The following is a 20,969-nucleotide window of genomic DNA, read 5'->3' as shown; positions in this document are numbered from 1 at the left end:
GGTTGTCGGATTCCGAGCAGGTAAAGGATGAAGCAACCGTTTCAACTCTGCAGGAGATCGGTGAACTGCTCCGTGAGGCCCGCGTCAGACAGGATCTGAGCTGCGATCAACTGGCCCAGTCTCTGAAAATGGGCAGTGAACAACTTCAGGCTCTCGAGAATGGCGATCTTGAGAAGCTTCCGGAACCGGTGTTCATCAAAGCGATGACCCGCAGGGTCGCCTCAAAACTCGGCCTCGATGGCGACTCTCTTGTCAGCAGGCTCCAGGTCGTTCTTCCTGCTCCGGAGACTGTCAAGACCACAGGGAGTTCCATTTCCGGCAAAGCGGCTGCAACCGGTTCTGAACAGACGGAACGTTCTGTGAAGCCCTGGAAGCGTCTGGCCATGGCTGCCCTGGCGGTCGGCGCGGTCACAGGTGGAGCCATTGTGGTAGCCAGTCAGCGTAGCTCCATCGAACCCACTCCCATCACGGCTGCAACGGAGTTGAAGCAGTCCACAGCGCGAGACGCTCAGCCCGTGCAGTTTGAACAGAAAACCGCTGAGTCGATTTCCATCAGCAGCAGAGAACCCAGCTGGCTCTCAATCCGAAACGGCGAAGGCAAGATCATTTACGAGGGAACCCTTTCTGACGACAAATCCCTTCCTCCTGAATCTGATCTTGAGATCTATGCCGGACGCCCAGATCTCATCTTGATCAGTCATGGAGGCGAGTCACCCAGAGCACTCGGACCTATTGATCAGGTGCGCTGGTACAAACTCAGTCGTGAACTCTAACCTTGAGATTCAGTCCGGTCACATCACTCACCAGTGCTGAGCAGCTCTCAAGACTCCACTGTTCAAGGCTCAGGTTCTGATTCAGACGCTCCGGCACCAGCTCAAGAATCAGAACACTGCCCTTGACCCTGGCTTTCAGCTTCTGAACAACCGGATCGGGCCGACGATCCAGTGCTGCGGCAAGACGCAGCAACAACGCCATCTCTGACACGGTCCTTCTGTTGTCACGGGTCTGAAGCGCTTGCCAGGACTCATGACGCTTCTTGGGAAGACTGCGACGGTGGTAACGGGCGATGGCCGCGATCATCAGATGTTCGGATTCGGAATAACCCAGCAGCTCGCCATGGCGGATGAGATACCAGGAATGCTTGTGGTAGGCGCTCAGATTGATGTGCTGCCCGCAGGCATGGAGCATGGCGGCGGCCCAGAGCAGATCCCGGCCGGATCCGTCATCACGGTGCAAGGTCTTGTGAGTGCTGTCGTAAAGATTGAGTGCGTGGTTGGCAACCCGCTCGGCACGGACCTGATTGACCGCAAAACGCTGCACCTGATGGATCACGGTTCGCTGGCGGATGCTGCTCTGAAAACTGAAGCGATCTTCCAGAAGGCCATGGCGCAGCATCCAATCGACAATCAGCCCTTCACGCAGGGCCCTTTCGCTTAAAACCAACTCATCGACGCCAAGCATCTGCATGGTGGTTTGCAGGATCAGCGAGCCAGGCACGATGATTTCCGCACGCCGATCGTTGATGGGCGCTAGGGCACGGCGCTGCTCCGGTGTCATCACAGCCAGACGGTCGACGACACGGTTGAGACGCTGCCTGGAAACCCTGTAGCCATGGAGCTTCAGTGGCGGGCGATCGTCGTCGCTAGCCGCCAGCGCACCGATGGCCATCGCCGTACCGCTTGTCGCGACAAGCACTGGTGTCTCGCCCGGCTTGATCCGTCGATGCACCTTGTCAACCGCCGGTTCCAGCGAGCCCTGGATGAAAGCCTGCAGAAATGAGCGGCGCTGGGGAGGGATCGGATCATCCTTGACGAAATCCCGCTGCAATCTCACGGCACCCACGCGTGTGCTGGTGAGGGCTCGGGCATCCCTGCCATCAGCAAGGATCAGCTCCGTTGAACCTCCGCCGATATCCAGCACCAGATGGGGACGATCCCCGAAGGACATGCCTGACAACACACCCAGATAGATCAGTCGTGCCTCCTCCGGACCACTGACCAGATCCACATCCAGGTCGAGTTCGTCTTTGACTGTTTGCAGAAAATCCCTGCCGTTTGGGGCTTCTCGCACGGCACTGGTCGCTGCGACAACGATCTGCTCAACCTGATGGCTGATTGCAAGCTCGCGGAAACGGCGAAGGCTTTCCAACCCTCTGGCCATCGCTTCAGGTGTCAGCTCACCCGTGTCAGGGTCCCTCTCCCCGAGACGGGTACTGGACTTCTCCGCCAGATCAATGCTGAAGGTCGCCAGGGCCACATCCACCGAAGCCACGAGCATGTGCGTGGAATTGGTGCCCACATCGATCGCGGCCACGGTTCTGACTTTTCTCGCCCCACGCGAATCAGTGTTCGATGGCGTCTCTGCAGCTTGATTGCTGTCATCCACCGCGTTCGCTGGGGAAAGCTCGGCACCTGACATGGCGCACCGTGATGGAAACGGGCCCACTCTGCCATCGGCGCTCCGGGCCTGGTCGCGGCTGATTATGGTTCCGAAAATCCAAGCTTCAGGTTCTGCGAACTGTGACTGGCACGACCTTCTCTCGCGTCATGTCGCCCTGGGTGGCACTGCTGCGATGGAACAAACCGACCGGTCGCCTGATCCTTCTGGTGCCGGCCGGGTGGAGTCTATGGCTCGCCCCGGATGCACCTCCTTCTGCAGCACTTGTGCTGCAGATTCTGGTCGGCGGACTGGCTGTGAGCGGAGCCGGCTGCATCGCCAACGATCTCTGGGACCGGAACATCGACAGCGAGGTGGAACGCACGCGTCAACGTCCCCTCGCCAGCGGTGAACTCAACAGAACCCAGGCGACTGCCGGGCTGGTGCTGCTTCTGGCTCTGGCCCTGGTCGTCGTTCTCAGCCTCTCGTCCCAGATGCTGCTGTGTCTGCAACTGGCAGTTCTTGCTCTTCCTCCCATCCTGATCTACCCATCCGCAAAGCGCTGGTTCCCTTTCCCTCAGGCACTTCTGGCGATCTGCTGGGGTTTTGCGGTGTTGATCCCCTGGGCGGCCTTCACGGGAAGCATCGCGCCGTCGACACCTTTGATCGGATGCTGGTTCGCCACGGTGTGCTGGACCTTCAGCTTTGACACGGTCTATGCAATGGCCGACCGTCCGGATGATGCGCGGCTCGGCTTGCGGAGCAGCGCACTGACGCTTGGACGCAATGCCATCAGGACCGTTCGCTCTGGATATGGGCTCACCTCGACATCCCTCGCCGTGGCTGCGGCTGCGGCTGATGTGGGAGTGTTTTTCTGGCCCTTCTGGGTGATTGCCACCATTGGACTGTGGCGCTCCACGCACACCCTGAGAGCTGGTGAACAGCAGCCTGCAGCCGTCTATGCCAACCATTTCGCACGTCAGGTCCAGATCGGTATGTTGCTGCTGATCGGCCTGGTGCTTTCACGTCTGGGCTGATGCAGCATTCCGACCAGCTATGGACACTGCCTCGTCCCCTGCAGTCGGGCGACAGGGTCAGCATTGCCGCACCGAGCTCTGCGATCTGCGATCAGGCCAGCCTGCTCGCTGGAATTGCCGTGCTCGAGTCTTGGGGGCTGAGCGTGAACATCCCGGCCTGCATGGAACGTCGCTGGGGTTACCTGGCAGGTCGTGACAGCGAACGCGTCAGTGATCTGTCCGCTGACGATGCGTGTTCCCTGCTGGCCTGTGCCCGGGGTGGATGGGGAGCGGCACGTCTTCTTGAACAGACCATCGCCTGGAAGGAGGGCTGGCTTCTTGGCTTCTCCGATGTCACCGCCCTGCTCTGCAGCCGAATGGCACAAGGCCTCGGAGGCGGCATCCATGGTCCTCTGGTCACAACGCTGGCTGGAGAGCCTGAATGGAGCCAGCAGCGTCTTCACGATCTGCTGTTCGGACATCCTGTTGCATCCCTTGAGGGGACCTGCTGGGCCGGCGGCACGGTGACCGGTCCACTGATCGCGGTGAATCTCACAGTGGCATCACACCTGCTCGGCAGCCATCACCTACCCGATCTGCGCGGCGCGATCCTGGTGATCGAAGACGTGGGTGAAGCTCCGTACCGACTTGATCGAATGCTCACCCACTGGCGTCTTCTGGGCGCACTTCAGAATCTTGCGGGCCTTGGATTCGGTCGCTTCAGCGGTTGCGAGGAGGCTGAGAACAACGATCAGGCTGCCGGTTTCAGCCTTGAGCAGGTCCTGCGGGAACGCACTCGGGATCTGGGTTGTCCGGTGGTTGCGGATCTACCCGTTGGCCATGGAAACGGTGGCAATGCCGCTCTGCCGATGGGCGTTCCCGCTCAGCTGAATGGCGACAGCGGCACGTTGAGTCTGGAGCTGCCTTGTCATCGCTGAGCGAGCACAGCTTCAGCCACGGTGAGATCGAACGGCGTGGTGACCTTGATGTTGGCAGGGCCTGCATCCAGCACCCTGACCGGCCAGCCCAGACGTTCAAACAGAGAAGCATCGTCGGTCACCGACCAGCCATGAGCCCTGGCCTGGGCATGGCCTTCGCGCAGAGCGGCAACAGCAAAACCCTGGGGCGTCTGCGCTGCCCAGAGCTGGGCCCTTTCAGGTGTTTCAGTGATCATGCCCCCCTCGTCAACACGCTTGATCGTGTCGGTGACCGGCGTCGCAGCAATCACTGCGTCACCACCACGAACCACCTCGGTGCAGTGGTTGAACAGGCTGGGTTCAACCAGGCAACGGGCTCCGTCATGAATCAGCACATGCTCCGCATCACTGGGGAGTGCCTCCAACCCGCGCTCGACCGATTCCTGACGTGTTCTGCCACCCTCGATCCAGGCAACGGGCTTGGGAGCCCCCTGCAGGAGGGCAGAGATCTCACTGTGATCAACATGCTGACCCACAACGCCGATCCAACCGATGGCTTCAGCCGCGAAAGCCGACTCCAGGGTCCAGGCAAGCAGCGGCCTGCCCCGCAGCTTGAGCAGCAGTTTGTTGCGATCAGCTCCCATACGCCGCCCGCTTCCCGCTGCGACAATCAACAGATGCACAAGCGACTCCTGCTGCCAGCAGTCTGAAACGGCCTCCATACAATCAGCTCGCACCGATTGTGCCGCTGGTTCATGCGCGTTCTCGCTCTAAGCCCCGGAAGCCTTCAGCAGCAGCTCGAGCGTCTGCCCGCTCTCGCAGCTGCCGCTGATCAGCTCGAAGCCAGCCTCCAGGTGGCCTGTGATCCATCCCATCGCGGGTTGTGGTCGATGCTTCCCGCGGTGCAGAAAGTGATTCCCTTCCCGTTCGATGCCACTCCCAATCTTTCGGATTGGGCCAACCTTCTGGGTTTGGTGAGGGAACCTGACTTCCAGGCCTGCCTCAATTTCGCCACAGGAAGGCAGGTGAATTTGATGCTGTCAATGAGCCATATCCCGATGCGGGTGGCCACGGAAGGCTTTGCCAGCACGGCCTCCGCCACGGTGGGAGCGGGCTGGACGCCGCAGACACTTGAGGCCTTTCTCTCCCCGATGGGGGTTTCACTGAATGCCGATGCCTTCCGCCTCAGCCTGCCTGCGGAGGCCATGGAGAAAGCGCGCAGCGCCCAGCCCGCAGGGGATGGCCCTCTGCTGCTGCTTGCACCTGGAGCCTTTCCTGGTGACTGGCCTGAAGAACGCTGGACATCGCTCCCGCAAACCATCCGTGGCAAGTTGCCTCAGTTGCGAAGCCTGGTTCTGCCGACCGAAATGCCCGTGGTCGAGCGTGCCGCTGCCGTGGCCTGTGCCGATGTGGTGCTCAGCAGTTGCACCCTCACTCAGTTGATCGCCACCTACTGCGGCCTGCCTCTGGTCGCCATGGGCGCCGAAGCAGACCAGTTGCCCCAGAGAGACATGATTCGCAGGCTCGACAGAGAGGATCTGACTGCTCTGTCGGTCTCCGATGTGATGCAGGCTCTCGGCTTCTGATGACGCGCCCCCGGCTGAGCAGGCAACAGGTTCTGCTCAGCGGTCGTCCACGTCAGCTCCGACACCTTGCACGACCCTGGTTGCTGCCTGGACTGGCACTGACGCTGCTGGTCTTCGGCGGTGCCCTCGGTTACCGGATCACCGAAGGATGGGATTGGGGGGACTGCCTGTGGATGGTGCTGATCACGATCAGCACCATTGGCTACGGAGAGGTGGAGCCTCTGTCTCAGCCGGGGCGGTTGGTTACGGTCCTGATCATTGCCGGAGGACTGCTGGTTGTTCAGCTGTTGATTCAGCGCGTGCTTGGCTTGTCAGAATCCGGGTACTTCCGCCAGATGCGGGAGCTGAGGTTTCGCCGGATGCTGCGGCGCATGCAAGACCATGTCATTCTCTGCGGCTACGGCAGGATCGGCCGCGAGATCGGTGAACAGCTGCTGCTCGAGAAAGCACCGGTGCTGGTGGTTGAACTTGACCCCATGCGCAAACAGGCCGCTGAAGACCGTGGACTGAAGGTGCTCCAGGCCGACGCCACTCTTGACGAAACGCTGATCGAGGCCGGGCTTGATCGCTGCCGCAGTCTGGTGACCGCACTGCCCAGCAATGCGGCCAACCTTTACGTGGTTCTGAGCGCCAGGGGGCTGGAGAAACGATGTCGCCTCATCGCCCGTGCGGACAGCGATGAGGCTGCGGCGAAGCTTGAACTGGCTGGCGCAAGTGCTGTGGTGAGCCCTTACGTGGCCGGTGGTCGCCTCATGGCGACGACGGCCCTGCGACCGCTGGCGGTCGACTTCACGGATCTGCTGGCGGGATCCGACTGCGAGATCGAGGAATTCCGGCTCAGTGAGGATCCTTTGCTGATGAGCCAGATCGCCCATCGGACCCTGCAGGACCTTGACCTGGCGCGACGCACCGGAGCCATGGTGCTTGCCATTCGGGACAACAACACCTTGTCGGCGAATCCCAACGGAGAGGTCACCCTGGCCCCCGGCCAGATGCTGGTTGTGATGGGCAGCAAGCAGCAACTGCAGGACCTTCGACAGATTCTTGGCGACGCCATTGACGCCGTGGAAACCATGCGCGGCATGCAGTCGAATGAATGAACGCTGGTCTTGCAGGTCCGTACGATCAGTCGGTCACAGGTCCTTGCATGAGCACCACTCACACCCTTGATGGCCAGATCGCTCTGGTGACCGGCGCCAGCCGCGGAATCGGCCGGGCCGTTGCACTCGGCCTAGCCGACGCCGGTGCTGAAGTGGTCGTCAACTACTCGAGCTCTCCTGATGCGGCCGATGCCGTGGTGGCTGAAATCAAGGATTCCGGAGGCAAGGCCTACGCCCTTCAGGCCAATGTGGCCGACGAGGAGGCCGTGAACGGTCTGATCAAGACAGTGATCGAGCGAAGCGGAAGAATCGATGTGCTGGTCAACAACGCCGGCATCACCCGCGATGGACTGCTGATGCGCATGAAGACCGACGATTGGCAGGCGGTGATCAATCTGAACCTGAGTGGCGTCTTCCTCTGCACAAGAGCCGTGGCCCGCCCGATGCTCAAGCAGAAAAGCGGACGCATCATCAACATCACATCTGTCGTTGGGCTGATGGGCAACGCCGGGCAGTCCAATTACGCCGCCGCCAAGGCGGGAGTCGTGGGATTCACCAGAAGCGCCGCCAAGGAGATGGCCAGCCGCGGCATCACCGTGAATGCAGTGGCCCCTGGCTTCATCGCCACTGACATGACCAAGGATCTTGATGCGGAGGGAATCCTCGCGGCCATTCCACTGGGTCGTTTCGGCACTCCGGATCAGGTCGCCGGGGCTGTGCGGTTTCTGGCAGCTGACCCTGCTGCTGCCTACATCACCGGCCAGGTTCTGCAGGTTGACGGCGGCATGGTGATGGGCTGATCCGAGTCCGCGCAGGACTTCCGTATCAGGGCTCCAGAGGTTGCCCCAGCTCATCTCTGAGTCTGCGGATGCGCTGCAGCAATCTGAACCTGCGGCTGCGTTCTGTCGCCGTCAGAAAAATGCGCAACGGCACGTAGACAAGAGCCATGATCCCGGCCAGACCGGCCAGCAACACGAAGAACAGCGCCCCTGAATTGGCCATGGATCAAAGTTAACGAGAGCGGTCGCCTCCGGCAGGCACCAACTCCGGATGATTCGGCTTTCCCCACTTCCGATAGCGAGTCAGACGTCCTGTCGTTGTGGGACATTGACCAGCGGGTAAGTGTCGATCATGGCCAAGCTTCTCAGTTTTTCGGATGAATCCCGCTCTTCGTTGGAGCGGGGCATGAATGCTCTAGCCGATGCCGTGCGCGTCACGATCGGCCCGCGCGGTCGCAATGTGGTGCTTGAAAAGGCATTCGGAGCACCCGACATCATCAACGATGGCGACACGATCGCCAAGGAGATTGAGCTCGAGGATCCCTTCGAAAACATCGGCGCCAAATTGATCCAGCAGGTGGCGTCCAAAACCAAGGACAAGGCTGGAGACGGCACCACCACAGCAACCGTTCTGGCCCAGGCCATGGTTGAGGAGGGGCTTCGCAACACGGCAGCCGGAGCAAGCCCGATCGAATTACGCCGGGGCATGGAAGCCGCGGTTGAACACGTGGTCAAAGGCCTGTCAGAGCGGAGCCAGGCCGTCAGTGGAGATGCCATCCGTCAGGTGGCCACGGTCAGCGCCGGCGGCGATGAAGAAGTGGGGCAGATGGTGAAAGAAGCCATGGACAAGGTCAGTGTCGACGGTGTGATCACCGTCGAAGAATCGAAATCGCTGGCCACTGAACTGGATGTCACCGAAGGCATGGCCTTTGACCGTGGCTACAGCTCCCCTTACTTCGTCACTGATGGCGATCGCCAGATCTGCGAATTTGACAACGCCTTGTTGCTGCTGACTGACCGCAAGGTGAGCGCCGTGGCCGATCTCGTACCGGTGCTCGAAGCCGTTCAGCAGTCGGGTTCTCCCCTGGTGGTGCTGGCCGAGGAAGTGGATGGGGAAGCCTTGGCCACGCTGGTGGTGAACAAGAACCGCGGAGTGCTGCAGGTCGCCGCGGTCCGCGCCCCGTCATTCGGTGAACGCCGCAAGGCCGCCCTGGCGGACATCGCCATCCTCACAGGCGGCACGGTGATCAGCGAGGACCGGGCCATGACTCTCGAAAAGGTCACACTTGCCGATCTCGGGCGTGCCCGCAGGATCACGATCAGCAAGGACAGCACCACGATTGTGGCCGGGGAGGAAAGCCGGGACGCAGTTGCCGAGCGTGTGGCCTCGATCCGCCGTGAGCTCGACAACACCGAGTCGGAGTACGACCGGGAAAAGCTCTCCGAACGCATTGCCAAACTCGCAGGTGGCGTTGCGGTGATCAAGGTGGGAGCACCCACCGAAACCGAGCTCAAAAACCGCAAGTTGCGCATCGAGGATGCCCTGAATGCGACTCGGGCAGCCGTTGAGGAAGGAATCGTTGCCGGCGGTGGATCCACATTGCTCCAATTGGCAGGAACACTTGACTCCGTTGCCGCTCAGCTGCAGGGAGATCAGCGCACTGGCGTGGAGATTGTCCAGCGCGCACTGAGTGCTCCCCTCAAGCAGATCGCCATCAATGCCGGAGCCAACGGGGACATTGTTGTGGAGCAGGTGCAACGCTCCGGCAAGGGATTCAATGCCGTGACCGGCAATTACGAGGACCTTCTGCAGGCAGGCATCCTTGATGCCGCCAAGGTGGTGCGCCTTGGATTGCAGGACGCGGTTTCAATTGCGTCACTGTTGATCACCACCGAAGTGGTTGTGGCCGACAAACCTGAACCGCCTGCTCCTGCAGCACCTGGCGGGGATCCCATGGGCGGCATGGGTGGTATGGGCGGCATGGGTGGCATGGGAATGCCCGGAATGATGTGAACCCAGCGGTCTGTACCTGCTCGCCTGGGCCTGCTCAGAGGGCCTGAACCAGGCGGGCGTGTATCCGACAGACCGCCAGAGCTTCGCGTGGGGGCTTGCTGCAGAGATGCCCAAGCTCCCTGTTCAGAGCCTGAAGCTCACCCATCGGCAGACCTGCAACCGGTAGAGCCAGGACCATTCCGCCGACCATCGCCGGGAGGCAAATCAGGCGCAGCATGGCATGAGTCTCGCGGGACTCAGCCAGTCTGCCTTTTTAGGTGCCTGGAATAAGCTGCCACCTGGAGATCAACTCCTGTGATCGCAGTTCCTACAACCACTGCATCCGCCCCCCCGTTGAGAGCATCAGCGGCAGACATCGCCGAAGCGATGCCGCCTTCACACACCAGCAGCGTGGAGGGCGGCAGTTGCCGCCTCAATGGATGCAGGAGATCCATGGCAGGCGGAGAGAGCTGAGCGGTCTCCTCCGTGTATCCAAACAGGGTCGTACCCACCCAATCGCAGCCAAGAGCCGCGGCCTTCAGACCGTTTTCAACGCTGTCAATGTCCGCCATCAGCACTGCGCCGAGCTCCGTTTTCGCCTGCCTGATCAGCGGCCCAAGCTCTTGCCCAGAGGGTCGATCACGCGATGTTGCATCCAGCGCAATGACATCGGCACCGGCTGCCCAGACCGACCTGATCTCCTCCCATCGAGGCGTGATGTAGACGGAGCTGTCTGGGAAGGTGCGTTTCCACAGACCAATGATGAGAGCATCGGGACAACGTTCCCGAACGGCTCCAATGTGTTCAGGACTCTCCAGCCTGACTCCGATGGCACCGTTGCGAAGACTCGCCTCCGCCATGGCGGCGATCACATCGGGATGACGCATCGGAGACCCCTCTGGAGCCTGAACCGAAACGATGAGACCGCCCTCGAGATGATCCCGGCAGACACGCTGGCTGGAGGCGACAACCATGACGCCTCAGGACGCCTTGGGCAGATCATGCCGGCTGACGGGCAAAAGCCAGCGCCGCAGTCGCTGCGGCCCGGCAGCAGGAACCGGACGAAGATTCGGGGGCGGTGTCTCTGAACTGATCCCAGAATCGACAGCACGACTCACATCGTCAAGACAGTTTTTCAGCATGGAGCTGAAATGGGTCAACCCCTGGTCAGACTTTTCAGAATCCACAGATGAAGCTGCTGTGGGTTGGGCATCTTCGTGTTCAACCGGTTCAGAGCGATCGATCGGGGCCATCTCAGCCGATGAATCAGCGGTGGACATCAACGAAGGTTCTTCAGAATCCACCGGCAGGGAGTCAACACCGAAGCGATGCACCCACTGCAGCTGAAGTCGGGCCAGCAGCACTTGATCGTTCTGTCGCAAGGCCTGTTCGATCAGGTGCTGCAGGCTGATCTGGAGAGGGTCCTGATGCTGGTACGGGGAATGGTTCACGGAATCAGGCAAGCTTGCGGTTGAGCAGAGGGCGGATCAGCACGAACAACGCGGCCGTCAGCAGCGACAACACCAGAAGACAGGTGGTACCGGTGACAGAGCCGTAGGGCGCTTCCAGCAGAACCGATGACAGATCAAGCGGGCCGGCATAAGCGGCACGAATGGGTTCAATCGCGAAGGTAAGGGGATTTAACGCTGCAAGCCAGCCCAGCCATGGAGGCATGAAGCTCAGAGGGGCCAGCGCCGTGCTCGCAAACAGCAGAGGAAGGTTGGCCACAAAAATCACCGCAATGAGTTCAATGTGACCTGGAAGGGCAAACGCCAGCCCGAGGCTGAGGGCCGTGACCGCAAACACCAGCAGCAGCAGCGTGACCATCACCAGCAGCAGTCCAGCTGCGCCTGGCCAGCCATAACCAAGCAGAGATGCGGTGAGCATGATCGCCAGGCTCTGCACAAGACTCAGCGTTGTGATGTAGATCACCGAGGCCAGAACAATCGAACTGCGACTGCGCAGCGGAGCCACCAGCAGACGGTTCAGGAAACCGAATTCACGGTCGAACATCACCGGCAGACCTGCATTGAGAGCAGCACTGAATGCGGTGAACACAATGACACCGGCTCCCAGAAACCGTCCGTAGCTCATGCCTCCAGGCAGCAGACCCTCCGGTGCACGTGAGAAAAGAGCACCGAACAGCACCAGCCAGATCAATGGCTGCAGCACACCGGCGACCAAAGTTGAGGGACGCCGTTGCAGCTGAAGGAAGAGACGTCGCGTGAGCGCGAATGTTTCCTGCAGAAGCTCGGCTATGGCAGAGCCGTTGTCGGAGCTGGAGGAGCTTGTGCTGAGGGCAGGGCTGGTCATTGGCAAGACGGAAACTGAATGAACATCAGGAGAGGCTTCATCGCATCGACTGTCGTCGCTCCTGCTTGGGATCGCGCTGGCCTGCCACAGCAAGCTCTGCATCCATCAGGGTGCGGCCCGTGGCCTGCAGATACACATCATCGAGACTGGGGCGGCTTTGTGACAGGGAGAAGACATCAAGATTCTCAACCGCAAGTCGTTGCTTCAGCGTTGCAAGAACATGCTCTCCATCAACAACGAGATTGAGTGAATAGCCCTGCGCGCGGTTGATCACAATCCGCCTCACACCGTCCACCACTTCAAGAAGCTGGCGTACCCGTTCCGCTTCCGGCTGGTCGCTGAATTCGCGCACTCTCAGGGTCACACGATCGCCGCCAAGCTGCTGCTTCAGGGCTTCCGGAGCACCCTCTGCAATCACCTGTCCGGCATCGATGATCGCCATCCGATCAGCAAGAGCCTCCACTTCCTCGAGGTAATGACTGCTCAGCAGAATTGTGGTTCCCTGATCACGAAGGTCACGAAGCACCTCCCAGATCACAGCGCGACTTTCGATGTCGAGCCCGACCGTTGGCTCATCCAGAACAAGCAGCTGCGGTTGGTGCAGCAGTCCGGAAGCAAGATCCAGACGCCTTCGCATTCCACCGGAATACGTGCCGCAGCGACGATCGATCCAGTCACCCATCGACATCCGATCCACCAACTGATCGATTCGACGGTTCCGGTGCTGTCGCTGCAGATGGTAGAGATCGCCTTGAAGTGCGAGAAGCTCTCGACCCGTGAGAATTTTGTCGATCGCCACCTCCTGAGCCACATACCCCATCAGCTGACGAACCGTTCTTGGTTCCTGAAGCGCATCCACCCCTGCAACGACGACACGTCCTCGATCTGGAGCAAGCAGCGTGGCCAGAATGCGCAGTGCTGTGGTCTTGCCTGCTCCATTTGGTCCAAGCAATCCGTAGAGACAGCCTGAGGGAACAGACAGGCTGAGTCCGTTCAGAGCAGAAACGGCTCCATAGGACTTTTCCAGTTGATCCAGCTCAAGCAGTGACATCCCGCCTACGGAAACGATCGTTTGAAATCTAGGAAGCAATCCCAGAGAAGCCTGCGGCGACAGTCATCAGCCACTCCCTGAGTTGAAGGTCGAACAGGGAAGCAGCGGAGAATCGGCTGATGATCAGCAACAGGCAGATCCCGAAGAGATAGAGAATCGACCAGCGAAACAGACCTTTGGCGCGATCGATGCTGTCAGGCTCTTCAGCGAGTCTGCCGACCATCTGAAGCAGTCGCCCGTTGAAGGGCAGCAACAGCAGGCCATAGAAAAGCCCTCCCTCCGGCAGCGCCCAGATCCCGAACATGCTGACCAGAACTGTGGCCCAGCCATAACGGCGGATGGCTCGAGCGGTAACGACCGACCCCTCCACCACAGGCAGCATGGGAATGCCTACTTCCCGGTAGTCATCTCGCAGAAGCAGGGCAAGAGCCCAGAAATGCGCGGGCGTCCAGACCATTACGAGCGCAAAAAGCCACCAACCCCCCAGCCCCACATGACCGGTTGCAGCTGCTGCACCCACCAGTGGAGGGATGGCGCCGGCGACACCGCCGATCACGATATTCTGCGATGTTCGTGGCTTGAGCAATGCCGTGTACAGCAGGACATAGCTGCAGAGTCCGAGCAGCGACAGGCCTGCGGCGAGACAGTTCACACCGCTGACAAGCAGCATTGCCGCGGCCAGGGTGCAGGAAACTGCGCCGGTGAAAGCGGCTGTTGGCGAGAGCCGACCCGAGGGCAGAGCACGCCCACTTGTGCGTTGCATGCGGCCATCGAGTTCCTGCTCCCAGAGGCAGTTGAGAACTCCTGCGGCGGCGGCGGCAAGAGCTCCACCGCCAAGCGTGCAGGCCAGCCTTGGAGAGGACAGCGGCCAGCCCTCGGTCAGAGCCATACCGCCGAGTGTGGTCGCCAGCAGCAGTGGGATCAGGCGCGGCTTCGCCACTTCAAGCCAGGGAGGAAGCTTGATGCGCTTGCGTGAAGGAACGATCTGCTCGCGCGTGAGCGGAGCCGAGGATGCAGCTGTGCTGGAACTAGCCATGACACGCCTCCAAGGCGGAAGAGTCGACAACGACGGGGAGCGGATCGGATGCAGGAGGTTGACGCCTGCAGGTCAGACCTGCCAGAACCGCGACCAGCAGGCAGGCCACCAGCTGATGAGCAACGGTCACTGCGGGCTGCGATAGACCCAGACGCAACGTCGTCACACCAAGGCCGATCTGCGTGACAACAAGCAGAGGAGCCATCAACAGCAGCGGCCACTGTTGTCGGCCCCAGCGCCCACCCAGCAGAGCAACCAGCACGAACAGCAGCACAGAAAGAGCTGCCGGCGTTGCTGAGACACGATGCCAGTGAAGCCATTGACAGGCCTGACCTGCATCAAGACAGCGCTGAGACGCCCAGGACGTGGCCATTCCTGCACCCAGCAGACACTGCGCTGAAACAGCCAGCACACTCAGTGAGCCGAGCACAATCCACCAGCGGGGGGCAGCCTCGGACCCGGAGGGGGCCAGAAGGACCTGGGTGAGACCACTGACGGTGATTACCAGCATGAGAGCCAGAGCCAGATGAGACGTGACCACCGCGGAGGGCAACAGCTTCAACACCGTGAGCGCGCCCAGACCTCCCTGCATGGCGACCATCAGCACCAGCAGCACACTGAGCGGCAGCAACCATCCGGGCAGCTCTCGGCGATACCACCAGACGACAACCATCTGCACCAGCAGTGCCACGCCGACCACAAAGGCATCGAGACGGTGAAACCACTCAAGGAAGACCTGAACGTTCATCTGACGTCCAGGCAGCAGCGAGCCGTAACAGAGAGGCCAGTCTGGACAGGCGAGACCCGCCTGCATGACCCTCGTCGCTCCGCCGATCACCACCAGAACCACAAGTGCCACCACAAGATGGGCAGCCAACTGCGCTAGGCGTAGACGAACCGGAATTAACGACGATGCAGTCAACACAAACTCCTTAATGGAGATGGTTATCCACGGAACGTAGCTCTCTGAATCAGAACGGCACGATGTGTAGCTGACTGCAACATCATAATTTTCAGACTTGATGCGACTTTGCTGACAAGAGCACCCTTGAACTCAGAAAACCCGAAGGATTTTCAGGCTTGCTTAACAATCAACACGTGGTGATTGTTATCAACCTCCATAGCCTGAAGAGACATAAGTTGAGGTTCGGGGTGCCCATCCCCTCAGCAATTCTGACCCTGGTTCTGGGAATGCTCCTCGTGCTCGGGGGGTTATGGATCGGCCAGAACATCAACCTGCTGCCTGTTGACGCAAGCGCTAATGCCCCCATTTACGACGAGTTGTTTCGTGTTTTGTTCAGCATCGGCACAATCCTTTTTGTGGGGATAGTCGGTCTGATTGTGTTCAGTCTTGTCCGTTTCCGTCGTCGGCCAGGACAGCTCGGCGATGGACTGGCTCTGGAGGGCAATCTTCCTCTTGAAGTGTTCTGGACAGCAGTCCCTGCCATCGTGGTTCTGTTCGTAGGGCTGTACAGCTACGACATCTACGAACGCATGGGAGGAATGGTGCCTCTTGGCCATGGCGATCACGGCTCGGAGACGATGGTCGATCAACGCATCTGGGGTGGCATTGGTTCAACACAGGACTCCCAGACGGCAACAACAGTGGGCATCGCGCCATTACCCATCGAGGTCACAGCGATGCAGTTCGCTTTTCTCTTTCATTACCCCGACGGCGACATCATCTCCGGAGAAATGCATGTCCCCGTTGACCGGCCGGTTTCACTGAAAATGGAGGCCAAAGACGTGATCCATGCATTCTGGATTCCGGAATTCCGCCTGAAGCAGGACGTCATTCCCGGGCAGCCGACTGTCCTCGACTTCACCCCGACACGAACGGGCAACTATTCGATCGTATGCGCAGAGCTCTGCGGCCCATATCACGGAGGCATGCGCTCGAGTGTCGTGGTTGACAGCGCCGATGACTTCGATAGCTGGCTCCAGTCCAACCGAAAGATCCCAGCAGCCGAAGCATGACGATCACCGCTCCCCAGAAAACAGCGCCGACTTCACCGTCTCTGCAACCGGAGGGGTGGCTCCGCTACCTGAGTTTCAGCGTTGACCACAAGGTGATCGGCATCCAGTATCTCGTCTGCGGATTTGCCTTTTATCTGATCGGCGGAGCCATGGCAGGCGCGATCAGAACCGAACTGTTGAGTCCGGTTTCAGATTTCATGGCCAGAGATGTCTACAACCAGATCCTCACACTGCACGGAACAGTGATGATCTTTCTCTGGATCGTTCCCGTGGTCAATGGGGCTTTCGGCAATTATCTGATTCCCTTCTATGTGGGCGCCAGGGACATGGCTTATCCCAGGCTGAATGCGGTTGCTTTTTGGCTCATTCCTCCAGCTGGATTGATGCTGATCAGCAGTTATTTCATCACAGGTGCTGCCCAGTCAGGCTGGACAGCGTATCCGCCTCTCAGCATCACAACACCTGCAACCGGTCAGATCATCTGGATCCTGAGTGTTCTTCTTCTCGGTGGAAGTTCAATCTTCGGTGGCATTAATTTCATCGCAACGATTCTCAAGCTCCGTCGCCCGGGACTGAAGCTGATGCAGCTTCCGATGTACTGCTGGGCGATGCTTGGCACCAGCATTCTTGTGGTGCTCTCCACTCCGGTTCTCGCGGGCACCCTGATCATGCTGAGCTTCGACATCGTTGCTCACACTGGTTTTTTCAATCCTGGAATGGGCGGAAATGTTGTCGTTTACCAGCATCTTTTCTGGTTTTATTCCCATCCCGCGGTTTACATCATGGTGCTGCCTGCCTTTGGCCTGGTGAGTGAGATCCTTCCGGTTCACTGCCGCAAACCCCTGTTTGGTTACACCACCATGGTGTATTCAATTATGGCCATCGTCGGCCTGGGGCTGGTGGTGTGGGCTCACCACATGTTCACGAGTGGCACTCCGCCCTGGATGCGTCTTTTCTTCACCATCGCAACGGCATTCATTGCCGTGCCCACTGGAATCAAATTCTTCAACTGGCTGGCAACGCTTTGGGGCGGACGTATCAGTCTCAACAGTGCTGTGCTCTTTTCCTGCGGCTTCATTGTGAACTTCGTGCTTGGCGGAATCACTGGCGTCGCCCTCGCACAGGTGCCTTTTGACGTTCACGTTCATGACACCTACTTCGTTGTTGCCCACTTTCACTACATCGTCTACGGAGGTTCGGTGTTTGTGATTTTTGCATCGATCTATCACTGGTACCCCAAGATCACCGGGCGCATGCTTGATGAGCATCTCGGCCGTTTGCATTTCCTGCTGACCTTCGTTGGCTTCAACCTTTGCTTTGCTCCTCAGCACTGGCTCGGCCTGAACGGCATGCCAAGACGGGTTGCCGAATACGACCCACAGTTTCAGCTTGTCAATCAGATCAGCAGCGCAGGAGCGCTGCTGATGGCCATCAGCACCCTTCCATTCCTCTGGAATGTGATAGCGAGTGCTTTCTATGGCGCCATCGCAGGAGACAACCCGTGGCGGGCACTCACTCCCGAATGGTTGACCTCATCACCACCACCGGTTGAGAACTGGAAAGGCGAACCCCCTCTTGTGACCCATCCCTACGGCTATGGCACCCCCGCCAACGAGATTGATCTGAACTCCGCCAGCGGCAGTGATCTCTGGAGAGGTGGTCAATGACATCACTCACTCCTCCCAACGCTCAGTTCGACCATCTGGATGACCACGTTGCAGATCACGGAGCTGAACATCCGGACCACCGCATGTTCGGTCTGGCCACCTTCCTCGTGGCTGACGCCATGACGTTCGCCGGATTCTTCGCCGCCTATCTCACTTTCAGGGCTGTGAATCCGTTGATGCCAGGTGCGATCTACGAGCTTGAACTGCCGCTCCCAACGCTCAACACCATCCTGCTGCTGGTGAGCAGTGCAACCTTTCACCGCGCCGGCGTGAACCTGCGCAGACAGAACAACGAGCGCTGCCGCCTCTGGCTGATGCTGACCGCCTTTCTCGGGCTTGGCTTTCTCGCCAGTCAGATGGTCGAATACTTCACTCTGCCCTTCGGGCTCACCGACAATCTCTACGCCAGCACTTTTTATGCCCTCACCGGATTCCACGGGCTGCACGTGACCCTGGGGACACTGATGATCCTGATTGTGTGGTGGCAATGCCGCTCACCTTCAGGTCGTGTCACGGCCAGCAATCATTTTCCACTCGAGGCAGCCGAGCTCTACTGGCATTTCGTGGATGGAATCTGGGTCATTCTGTTTGTGATTCTGTACCTGATCTGACGAGCATCGAGATCGAATCAAGTGACAGAACTTCGATGGAATCCTTGCCCGGGTTGCAGTCTGGAGTCAGAATTGTTGTGTCTTTTCCGATAGACATGCTGGTTGGAGAGGAATTACTGAACAAGGCGCGGGCTCTCAGCAACCGCCCGGAAGATGAAATTGCACGGGGCTGCGGTTATGTCGGTCCGAGTGGCCGTCTGATGCGCAAAAGTTTCTACAGAGCCCTTGTGGAAGCCAAGGGATACAAACTTCCCTCCAGCAATGGCGGTTCAGGCGGCGGCAGCCGAGGACGGCAGGCAGAGTTCCGCACTCGTGTTCACGGCAACGGCAATCTGCTGATTGGTCATGCCTACACCAAACGCCTTGATCTTGTTCCAGGCCAGGAATTCAGGATTGAACTGAACAGGGATTCCGGCACGATCACGCTTCTGCCGCGTGCCGAATCCAGCTGACTAAAAATCCCTGACTTTTTTGTCAGGGCATCGATCACGCAGTTCGTTCAGCCATGACCTTGACCCAAGGAGACAGCGATCAGCTGCTCCTTGGGTTTGTTGCTTCAGGCTTGTTTCAGCCTGTGTTGTTCAAGCGACAGCAGGGGGATCCTGACCGTCATCGATGCTGGAGCTGAACGCAATCAGCTCGATTCCGCTGAACAGGAAACTGATGCCGACCAGGGTTCCGAGCACCCAGAGCAGGCCCCAGAACTTCAGGGTGACGATCAGCAGGCCGAGGATGAAGGTGATGACTCCGTTGGCGATGGCCCATCCAGCCCCGGGCTGACCGCTGTTGGCCAGTCCGTTGAAGAAGGCCACGACGCCCTCCACGAGAAAAACGATGCCGATGGCCAAGGCAAACGCAGCAACTTGCTCTGCGGCGTCACCGGGATCACGGAAGTTACTGATCATCGAGCCGCCGGCAACGATGAACAACGTGGACACCACAAGACGCCAGAAGCAGATCCAGCGACCCATCCGGCCGGAACGCGCAAGGTTGCTGACCCAGCCGACCACACCACCGACGAGAAACAGAACGGCAATCACACCTGTGGTCCAGAACGACGCGAGTACTGGGAAGATCAGGGCCAGGACGCCGAGAACAATCAGAAGAATGCCCTCTGCGATCGAGAAGGCTTTGAAGGTGCCCAGGGATTCGGAGCGGTCCTCGGAATTCATGAACAGTTCAGAGTGAACAACATCCGAAAGGTATTGGGACCTCACGAATCCCGCCGTGGTTCGTGCCTGAGGGTCAGCTCCATCCGTGCTCCGCGAGCCAGGCAGCGCTGATCGGCGGTGCTTCGCTCTCGCCCCCCCCGGCACTGATCAACCTCTCGGTGTAGCGAGCCAGCAGATCGATTTCGAGATTCACCTCATCGCCAACCTGCAGATCACGAAGGGCGGTGACCGACCACGTGTGCGGAATCACGGCGAGCCAGAAGCGTGCTCCTTCATCAGCACAACCCGCCACCGTGAGGCTGATGCCATTCACCGCGACACTGGCTTTGTCACAGATGTAGCGACCGAAGTCCGCATCCCGCCAGCGCAGTTCCAGATGCCATGACTGGGGCAGAGACTCCACAGCGACCACTTCACCGATACCGTCCACATGGCCGCTGACAAGATGCCCTCCCAGACGATCAGAGAGACGCAGAGCTGGTTCGAGATTCACAGATCCTCCTCCTGCGGCCTTCCCTCCGAGAGTGGTGCGCTGAAGCGTCTCCTCACTCACATCGGCAAGAAAACCGTCTCCCACAAGTGACGCCACCGTGAGACAAACCCCGTCCACCGCGACGCTGTCACCAAGCTGCAGGGGAGCAAAAGCACTGCAGCCGTCGACCAGCAGAGCGCGGCCACGTCGTTCGACCTGACCCACCGCCTGGACCAACCCCGTGAACATCGCCCATCTCCATCCCCTCTGCACTGGTCATAATCGAGACAGCGGCGGAGCCGTACTTGATCGAGATGAGCGTGGCGGGAATCGCCCTTGATGCCAGCAGCCGCAGTCCGATCGTGCTGCTGCGTGATCCCTCCCGCAGCCGTCAGGTGCCGATCTGGATCGACCAGGCACAGGCGCACAACATCATGGCCGGCCTCAGTGACACGCCTCAGCCCAGGCCCCTCAGCCATGACCTGATGGCTTCCTTGCTCGACGCAGGTGGTTTGAAGCTGGAGCGTGTGATCATTCACGCGATCGAAGACAGCACCTTCAGAGCCGTGCTGCGCCTGTGCGACAGCGACCACGACACCGCGGCGGCCGAAACGGATGAGCCTGATCCTGCTGTCTGTCCGGATGACAACCGCCTGGAGATCGATGCACGCCCCAGTGATGCCATCGCACTGGCCATTCGCACCGGCAGCAGCATCTGGATGCTCGAGGAGGTCGTCGCGGAAGCCTCGATCGCAGTGGACGCTGAAGCGGATGCGGAGGACCGTGATGAATTCCGACGCTTTCTCGACGGGATCAGTCCCGCAGCCCTTGGACGACATCTTGAATCACGGCAACCGGGAGATCCGAGGGACTCCCAGGGCGACCCTCCTGCCCCTTGAGCAG

Annotated in this window: 24 protein-coding genes; 12 read left to right on the top strand and 12 right to left on the bottom strand. The window is 59.6% G+C overall.

The features are described 5' to 3' along the window. The first annotated feature begins 2 nt into the window (after window positions 1–2). Window positions 3–773 carry a helix-turn-helix domain-containing protein gene (locus tag SIB83_RS11600; protein WP_413745906.1) on the top strand — a complete coding sequence of 257 codons (771 nt, stop codon included), beginning with the start codon at window positions 3–5 and terminating at the stop codon, window positions 771–773. Here the strand turns inward: SIB83_RS11600 and SIB83_RS11595 are convergent. Further along, window positions 757–2,418: a Ppx/GppA phosphatase family protein gene (locus tag SIB83_RS11595; protein ID WP_413745905.1), complete on the bottom strand. Its 1,662-nt coding sequence runs from the start codon at window positions 2,416–2,418 to the stop codon at window positions 757–759. The two genes, SIB83_RS11600 and SIB83_RS11595, sit on opposite strands and share 17 nt — an antisense overlap. Window positions 2,419–2,546: 128 nt before the next feature. On the opposite strand from SIB83_RS11595, the gene SIB83_RS11590 reads away from it, so the two are divergent. Together SIB83_RS11590 and SIB83_RS11585 are read left to right on the top strand one after the other, a co-directional pair. Further along, window positions 2,547–3,413: a 4-hydroxybenzoate polyprenyltransferase gene (locus SIB83_RS11590; RefSeq protein WP_413405986.1), complete on the top strand. Its 867-nt coding sequence runs from the start codon at window positions 2,547–2,549 to the stop codon at window positions 3,411–3,413. Continuing rightward, window positions 3,413–4,330: a S66 peptidase family protein gene (locus SIB83_RS11585; RefSeq protein WP_413745904.1), complete on the top strand. Its 918-nt coding sequence runs from the start codon at window positions 3,413–3,415 to the stop codon at window positions 4,328–4,330. Before SIB83_RS11590 ends, SIB83_RS11585 begins: the two co-directional genes overlap by 1 nt. On the opposite strand, the gene ispD is transcribed toward SIB83_RS11585, so the two are convergent. After that, window positions 4,321–4,992, bottom strand: a complete 672-nt coding sequence (gene ispD, locus SIB83_RS11580; RefSeq protein WP_413747367.1) for a 2-C-methyl-D-erythritol 4-phosphate cytidylyltransferase — start codon at window positions 4,990–4,992, stop codon at window positions 4,321–4,323. The genes SIB83_RS11585 and ispD overlap by 10 nt on opposite strands. A 72-nt stretch (window positions 4,993–5,064) precedes the next feature. On the opposite strand from ispD, the gene SIB83_RS11575 reads away from it, so the two are divergent. Genes SIB83_RS11575 through fabG form a run of 3 tightly spaced genes read left to right on the top strand, consistent with a single transcriptional unit; the run spans window position 5,065 to window position 7,795 of the window. Continuing rightward, on the top strand, window positions 5,065–5,895 hold the full coding sequence (locus SIB83_RS11575) for a glycosyltransferase family 9 protein (RefSeq protein WP_413405982.1): 831 nt from the start codon (window positions 5,065–5,067) through the stop codon (window positions 5,893–5,895). After that, window positions 5,895–6,995 (top strand): potassium channel family protein, encoded by a 1,101-nt coding sequence (locus tag SIB83_RS11570; protein ID WP_413745903.1) that lies wholly within the window; start codon window positions 5,895–5,897, stop codon window positions 6,993–6,995. The genes SIB83_RS11575 and SIB83_RS11570 overlap by 1 nt, the downstream gene beginning before the upstream one ends. Before the next feature lie 47 nt (window positions 6,996–7,042). Further along, complete coding sequence (fabG, locus tag SIB83_RS11565; RefSeq protein WP_413745902.1) at window positions 7,043–7,795, top strand: 3-oxoacyl-[acyl-carrier-protein] reductase; 753 nt, start codon at window positions 7,043–7,045, stop codon at window positions 7,793–7,795. 25 nt (window positions 7,796–7,820) lie between these two features. Here fabG and SIB83_RS11560 read toward each other — a convergent pair whose 3' ends face one another. Next, the gene (locus SIB83_RS11560; RefSeq protein ID WP_413405976.1) at window positions 7,821–7,997 is read right to left on the bottom strand and encodes a hypothetical protein; all 177 of its coding nucleotides are present in this window, start codon (window positions 7,995–7,997) and stop codon (window positions 7,821–7,823) included. Between the two features lie 129 nt (window positions 7,998–8,126). On the opposite strand from SIB83_RS11560, the gene groL reads away from it, so the two are divergent. Beyond that, window positions 8,127–9,788: a chaperonin GroEL gene (gene groL / locus SIB83_RS11555; RefSeq protein ID WP_413745901.1), complete on the top strand. Its 1,662-nt coding sequence runs from the start codon at window positions 8,127–8,129 to the stop codon at window positions 9,786–9,788. 34 nt (window positions 9,789–9,822) lie between these two features. Here groL and SIB83_RS11550 read toward each other — a convergent pair whose 3' ends face one another. Genes SIB83_RS11550 through SIB83_RS11520 form a run of 7 tightly spaced genes read right to left on the bottom strand, consistent with a single transcriptional unit; the run spans window position 9,823 to window position 15,089 of the window. Further along, entirely contained in the window at window positions 9,823–10,005 is a 183-nt protein-coding gene (locus tag SIB83_RS11550) for a hypothetical protein (protein WP_413745900.1), read from the bottom strand. Between the two features lie 19 nt (window positions 10,006–10,024). Then, complete coding sequence (locus SIB83_RS11545; RefSeq protein WP_413745899.1) at window positions 10,025–10,741, bottom strand: N-acetylmannosamine-6-phosphate 2-epimerase; 717 nt, start codon at window positions 10,739–10,741, stop codon at window positions 10,025–10,027. A 6-nt stretch (window positions 10,742–10,747) separates the two neighbouring features. Beyond that, window positions 10,748–11,218 carry a hypothetical protein gene (locus SIB83_RS11540; RefSeq protein WP_413405969.1) on the bottom strand — a complete coding sequence of 157 codons (471 nt, stop codon included), beginning with the start codon at window positions 11,216–11,218 and terminating at the stop codon, window positions 10,748–10,750. Between the two features lie 4 nt (window positions 11,219–11,222). Then, window positions 11,223–12,080 carry an ABC transporter permease gene (locus SIB83_RS11535; protein WP_413745898.1) on the bottom strand — a complete coding sequence of 286 codons (858 nt, stop codon included), beginning with the start codon at window positions 12,078–12,080 and terminating at the stop codon, window positions 11,223–11,225. A gap of 37 nt (window positions 12,081–12,117) precedes the next feature. Beyond that, complete coding sequence (locus tag SIB83_RS11530; protein ID WP_413405965.1) at window positions 12,118–13,131, bottom strand: ATP-binding cassette domain-containing protein; 1,014 nt, start codon at window positions 13,129–13,131, stop codon at window positions 12,118–12,120. 28 nt (window positions 13,132–13,159) lie between these two features. Next, entirely contained in the window at window positions 13,160–14,167 is a 1,008-nt protein-coding gene (locus SIB83_RS11525) for a heme o synthase (protein WP_413745897.1), read from the bottom strand. Then, on the bottom strand, window positions 14,160–15,089 hold the full coding sequence (locus SIB83_RS11520) for a COX15/CtaA family protein (protein WP_413745323.1): 930 nt from the start codon (window positions 15,087–15,089) through the stop codon (window positions 14,160–14,162). Before SIB83_RS11520 ends, SIB83_RS11525 begins: the two co-directional genes overlap by 8 nt. A gap of 230 nt (window positions 15,090–15,319) precedes the next feature. Here SIB83_RS11520 and SIB83_RS11515 point away from each other — a divergent pair, with 230 nt between their 5' ends. From SIB83_RS11515 to SIB83_RS11500, 4 genes are all read left to right on the top strand, one after another. Further along, the gene (locus tag SIB83_RS11515) at window positions 15,320–16,144 is read left to right on the top strand and encodes a cytochrome c oxidase subunit II (RefSeq protein WP_413745896.1); all 825 of its coding nucleotides are present in this window, start codon (window positions 15,320–15,322) and stop codon (window positions 16,142–16,144) included. Further along, on the top strand, window positions 16,141–17,811 hold the full coding sequence (gene ctaD / locus SIB83_RS11510; RefSeq protein ID WP_413405956.1) for a cytochrome c oxidase subunit I: 1,671 nt from the start codon (window positions 16,141–16,143) through the stop codon (window positions 17,809–17,811). Before SIB83_RS11515 ends, ctaD begins: the two co-directional genes overlap by 4 nt. Then, window positions 17,808–18,422 (top strand): heme-copper oxidase subunit III, encoded by a 615-nt coding sequence (locus SIB83_RS11505; RefSeq protein ID WP_413405955.1) that lies wholly within the window; start codon window positions 17,808–17,810, stop codon window positions 18,420–18,422. Before ctaD ends, SIB83_RS11505 begins: the two co-directional genes overlap by 4 nt. A 95-nt stretch (window positions 18,423–18,517) precedes the next feature. Then, on the top strand, window positions 18,518–18,874 hold the full coding sequence (locus SIB83_RS11500) for an AbrB family transcriptional regulator (RefSeq protein ID WP_413747366.1): 357 nt from the start codon (window positions 18,518–18,520) through the stop codon (window positions 18,872–18,874). Window positions 18,875–19,003: 129 nt separating this feature from the next. On the opposite strand, the gene SIB83_RS11495 is transcribed toward SIB83_RS11500, so the two are convergent. Together SIB83_RS11495 and SIB83_RS11490 are read right to left on the bottom strand one after the other, a co-directional pair. Continuing rightward, entirely contained in the window at window positions 19,004–19,594 is a 591-nt protein-coding gene (locus tag SIB83_RS11495) for an HdeD family acid-resistance protein (RefSeq protein WP_413405953.1), read from the bottom strand. 73 nt (window positions 19,595–19,667) lie between these two features. Then, complete coding sequence (locus tag SIB83_RS11490; protein WP_413745895.1) at window positions 19,668–20,315, bottom strand: riboflavin synthase; 648 nt, start codon at window positions 20,313–20,315, stop codon at window positions 19,668–19,670. Window positions 20,316–20,380: 65 nt separating this feature from the next. On the opposite strand from SIB83_RS11490, the gene SIB83_RS11485 reads away from it, so the two are divergent. Then, window positions 20,381–20,965 (top strand): bifunctional nuclease family protein, encoded by a 585-nt coding sequence (locus tag SIB83_RS11485; protein WP_413405949.1) that lies wholly within the window; start codon window positions 20,381–20,383, stop codon window positions 20,963–20,965. Window positions 20,966–20,969: the final 4 nt, after the last annotated feature.

Source organism: Synechococcus sp. MIT S9507 (genome assembly GCF_047304715.1).
Taxonomy (GTDB): Bacteria; Cyanobacteriota; Cyanobacteriia; order PCC-6307; family Cyanobiaceae; genus Synechococcus_C.
This window is presented reverse-complemented; position numbering and strand designations above follow the sequence as displayed.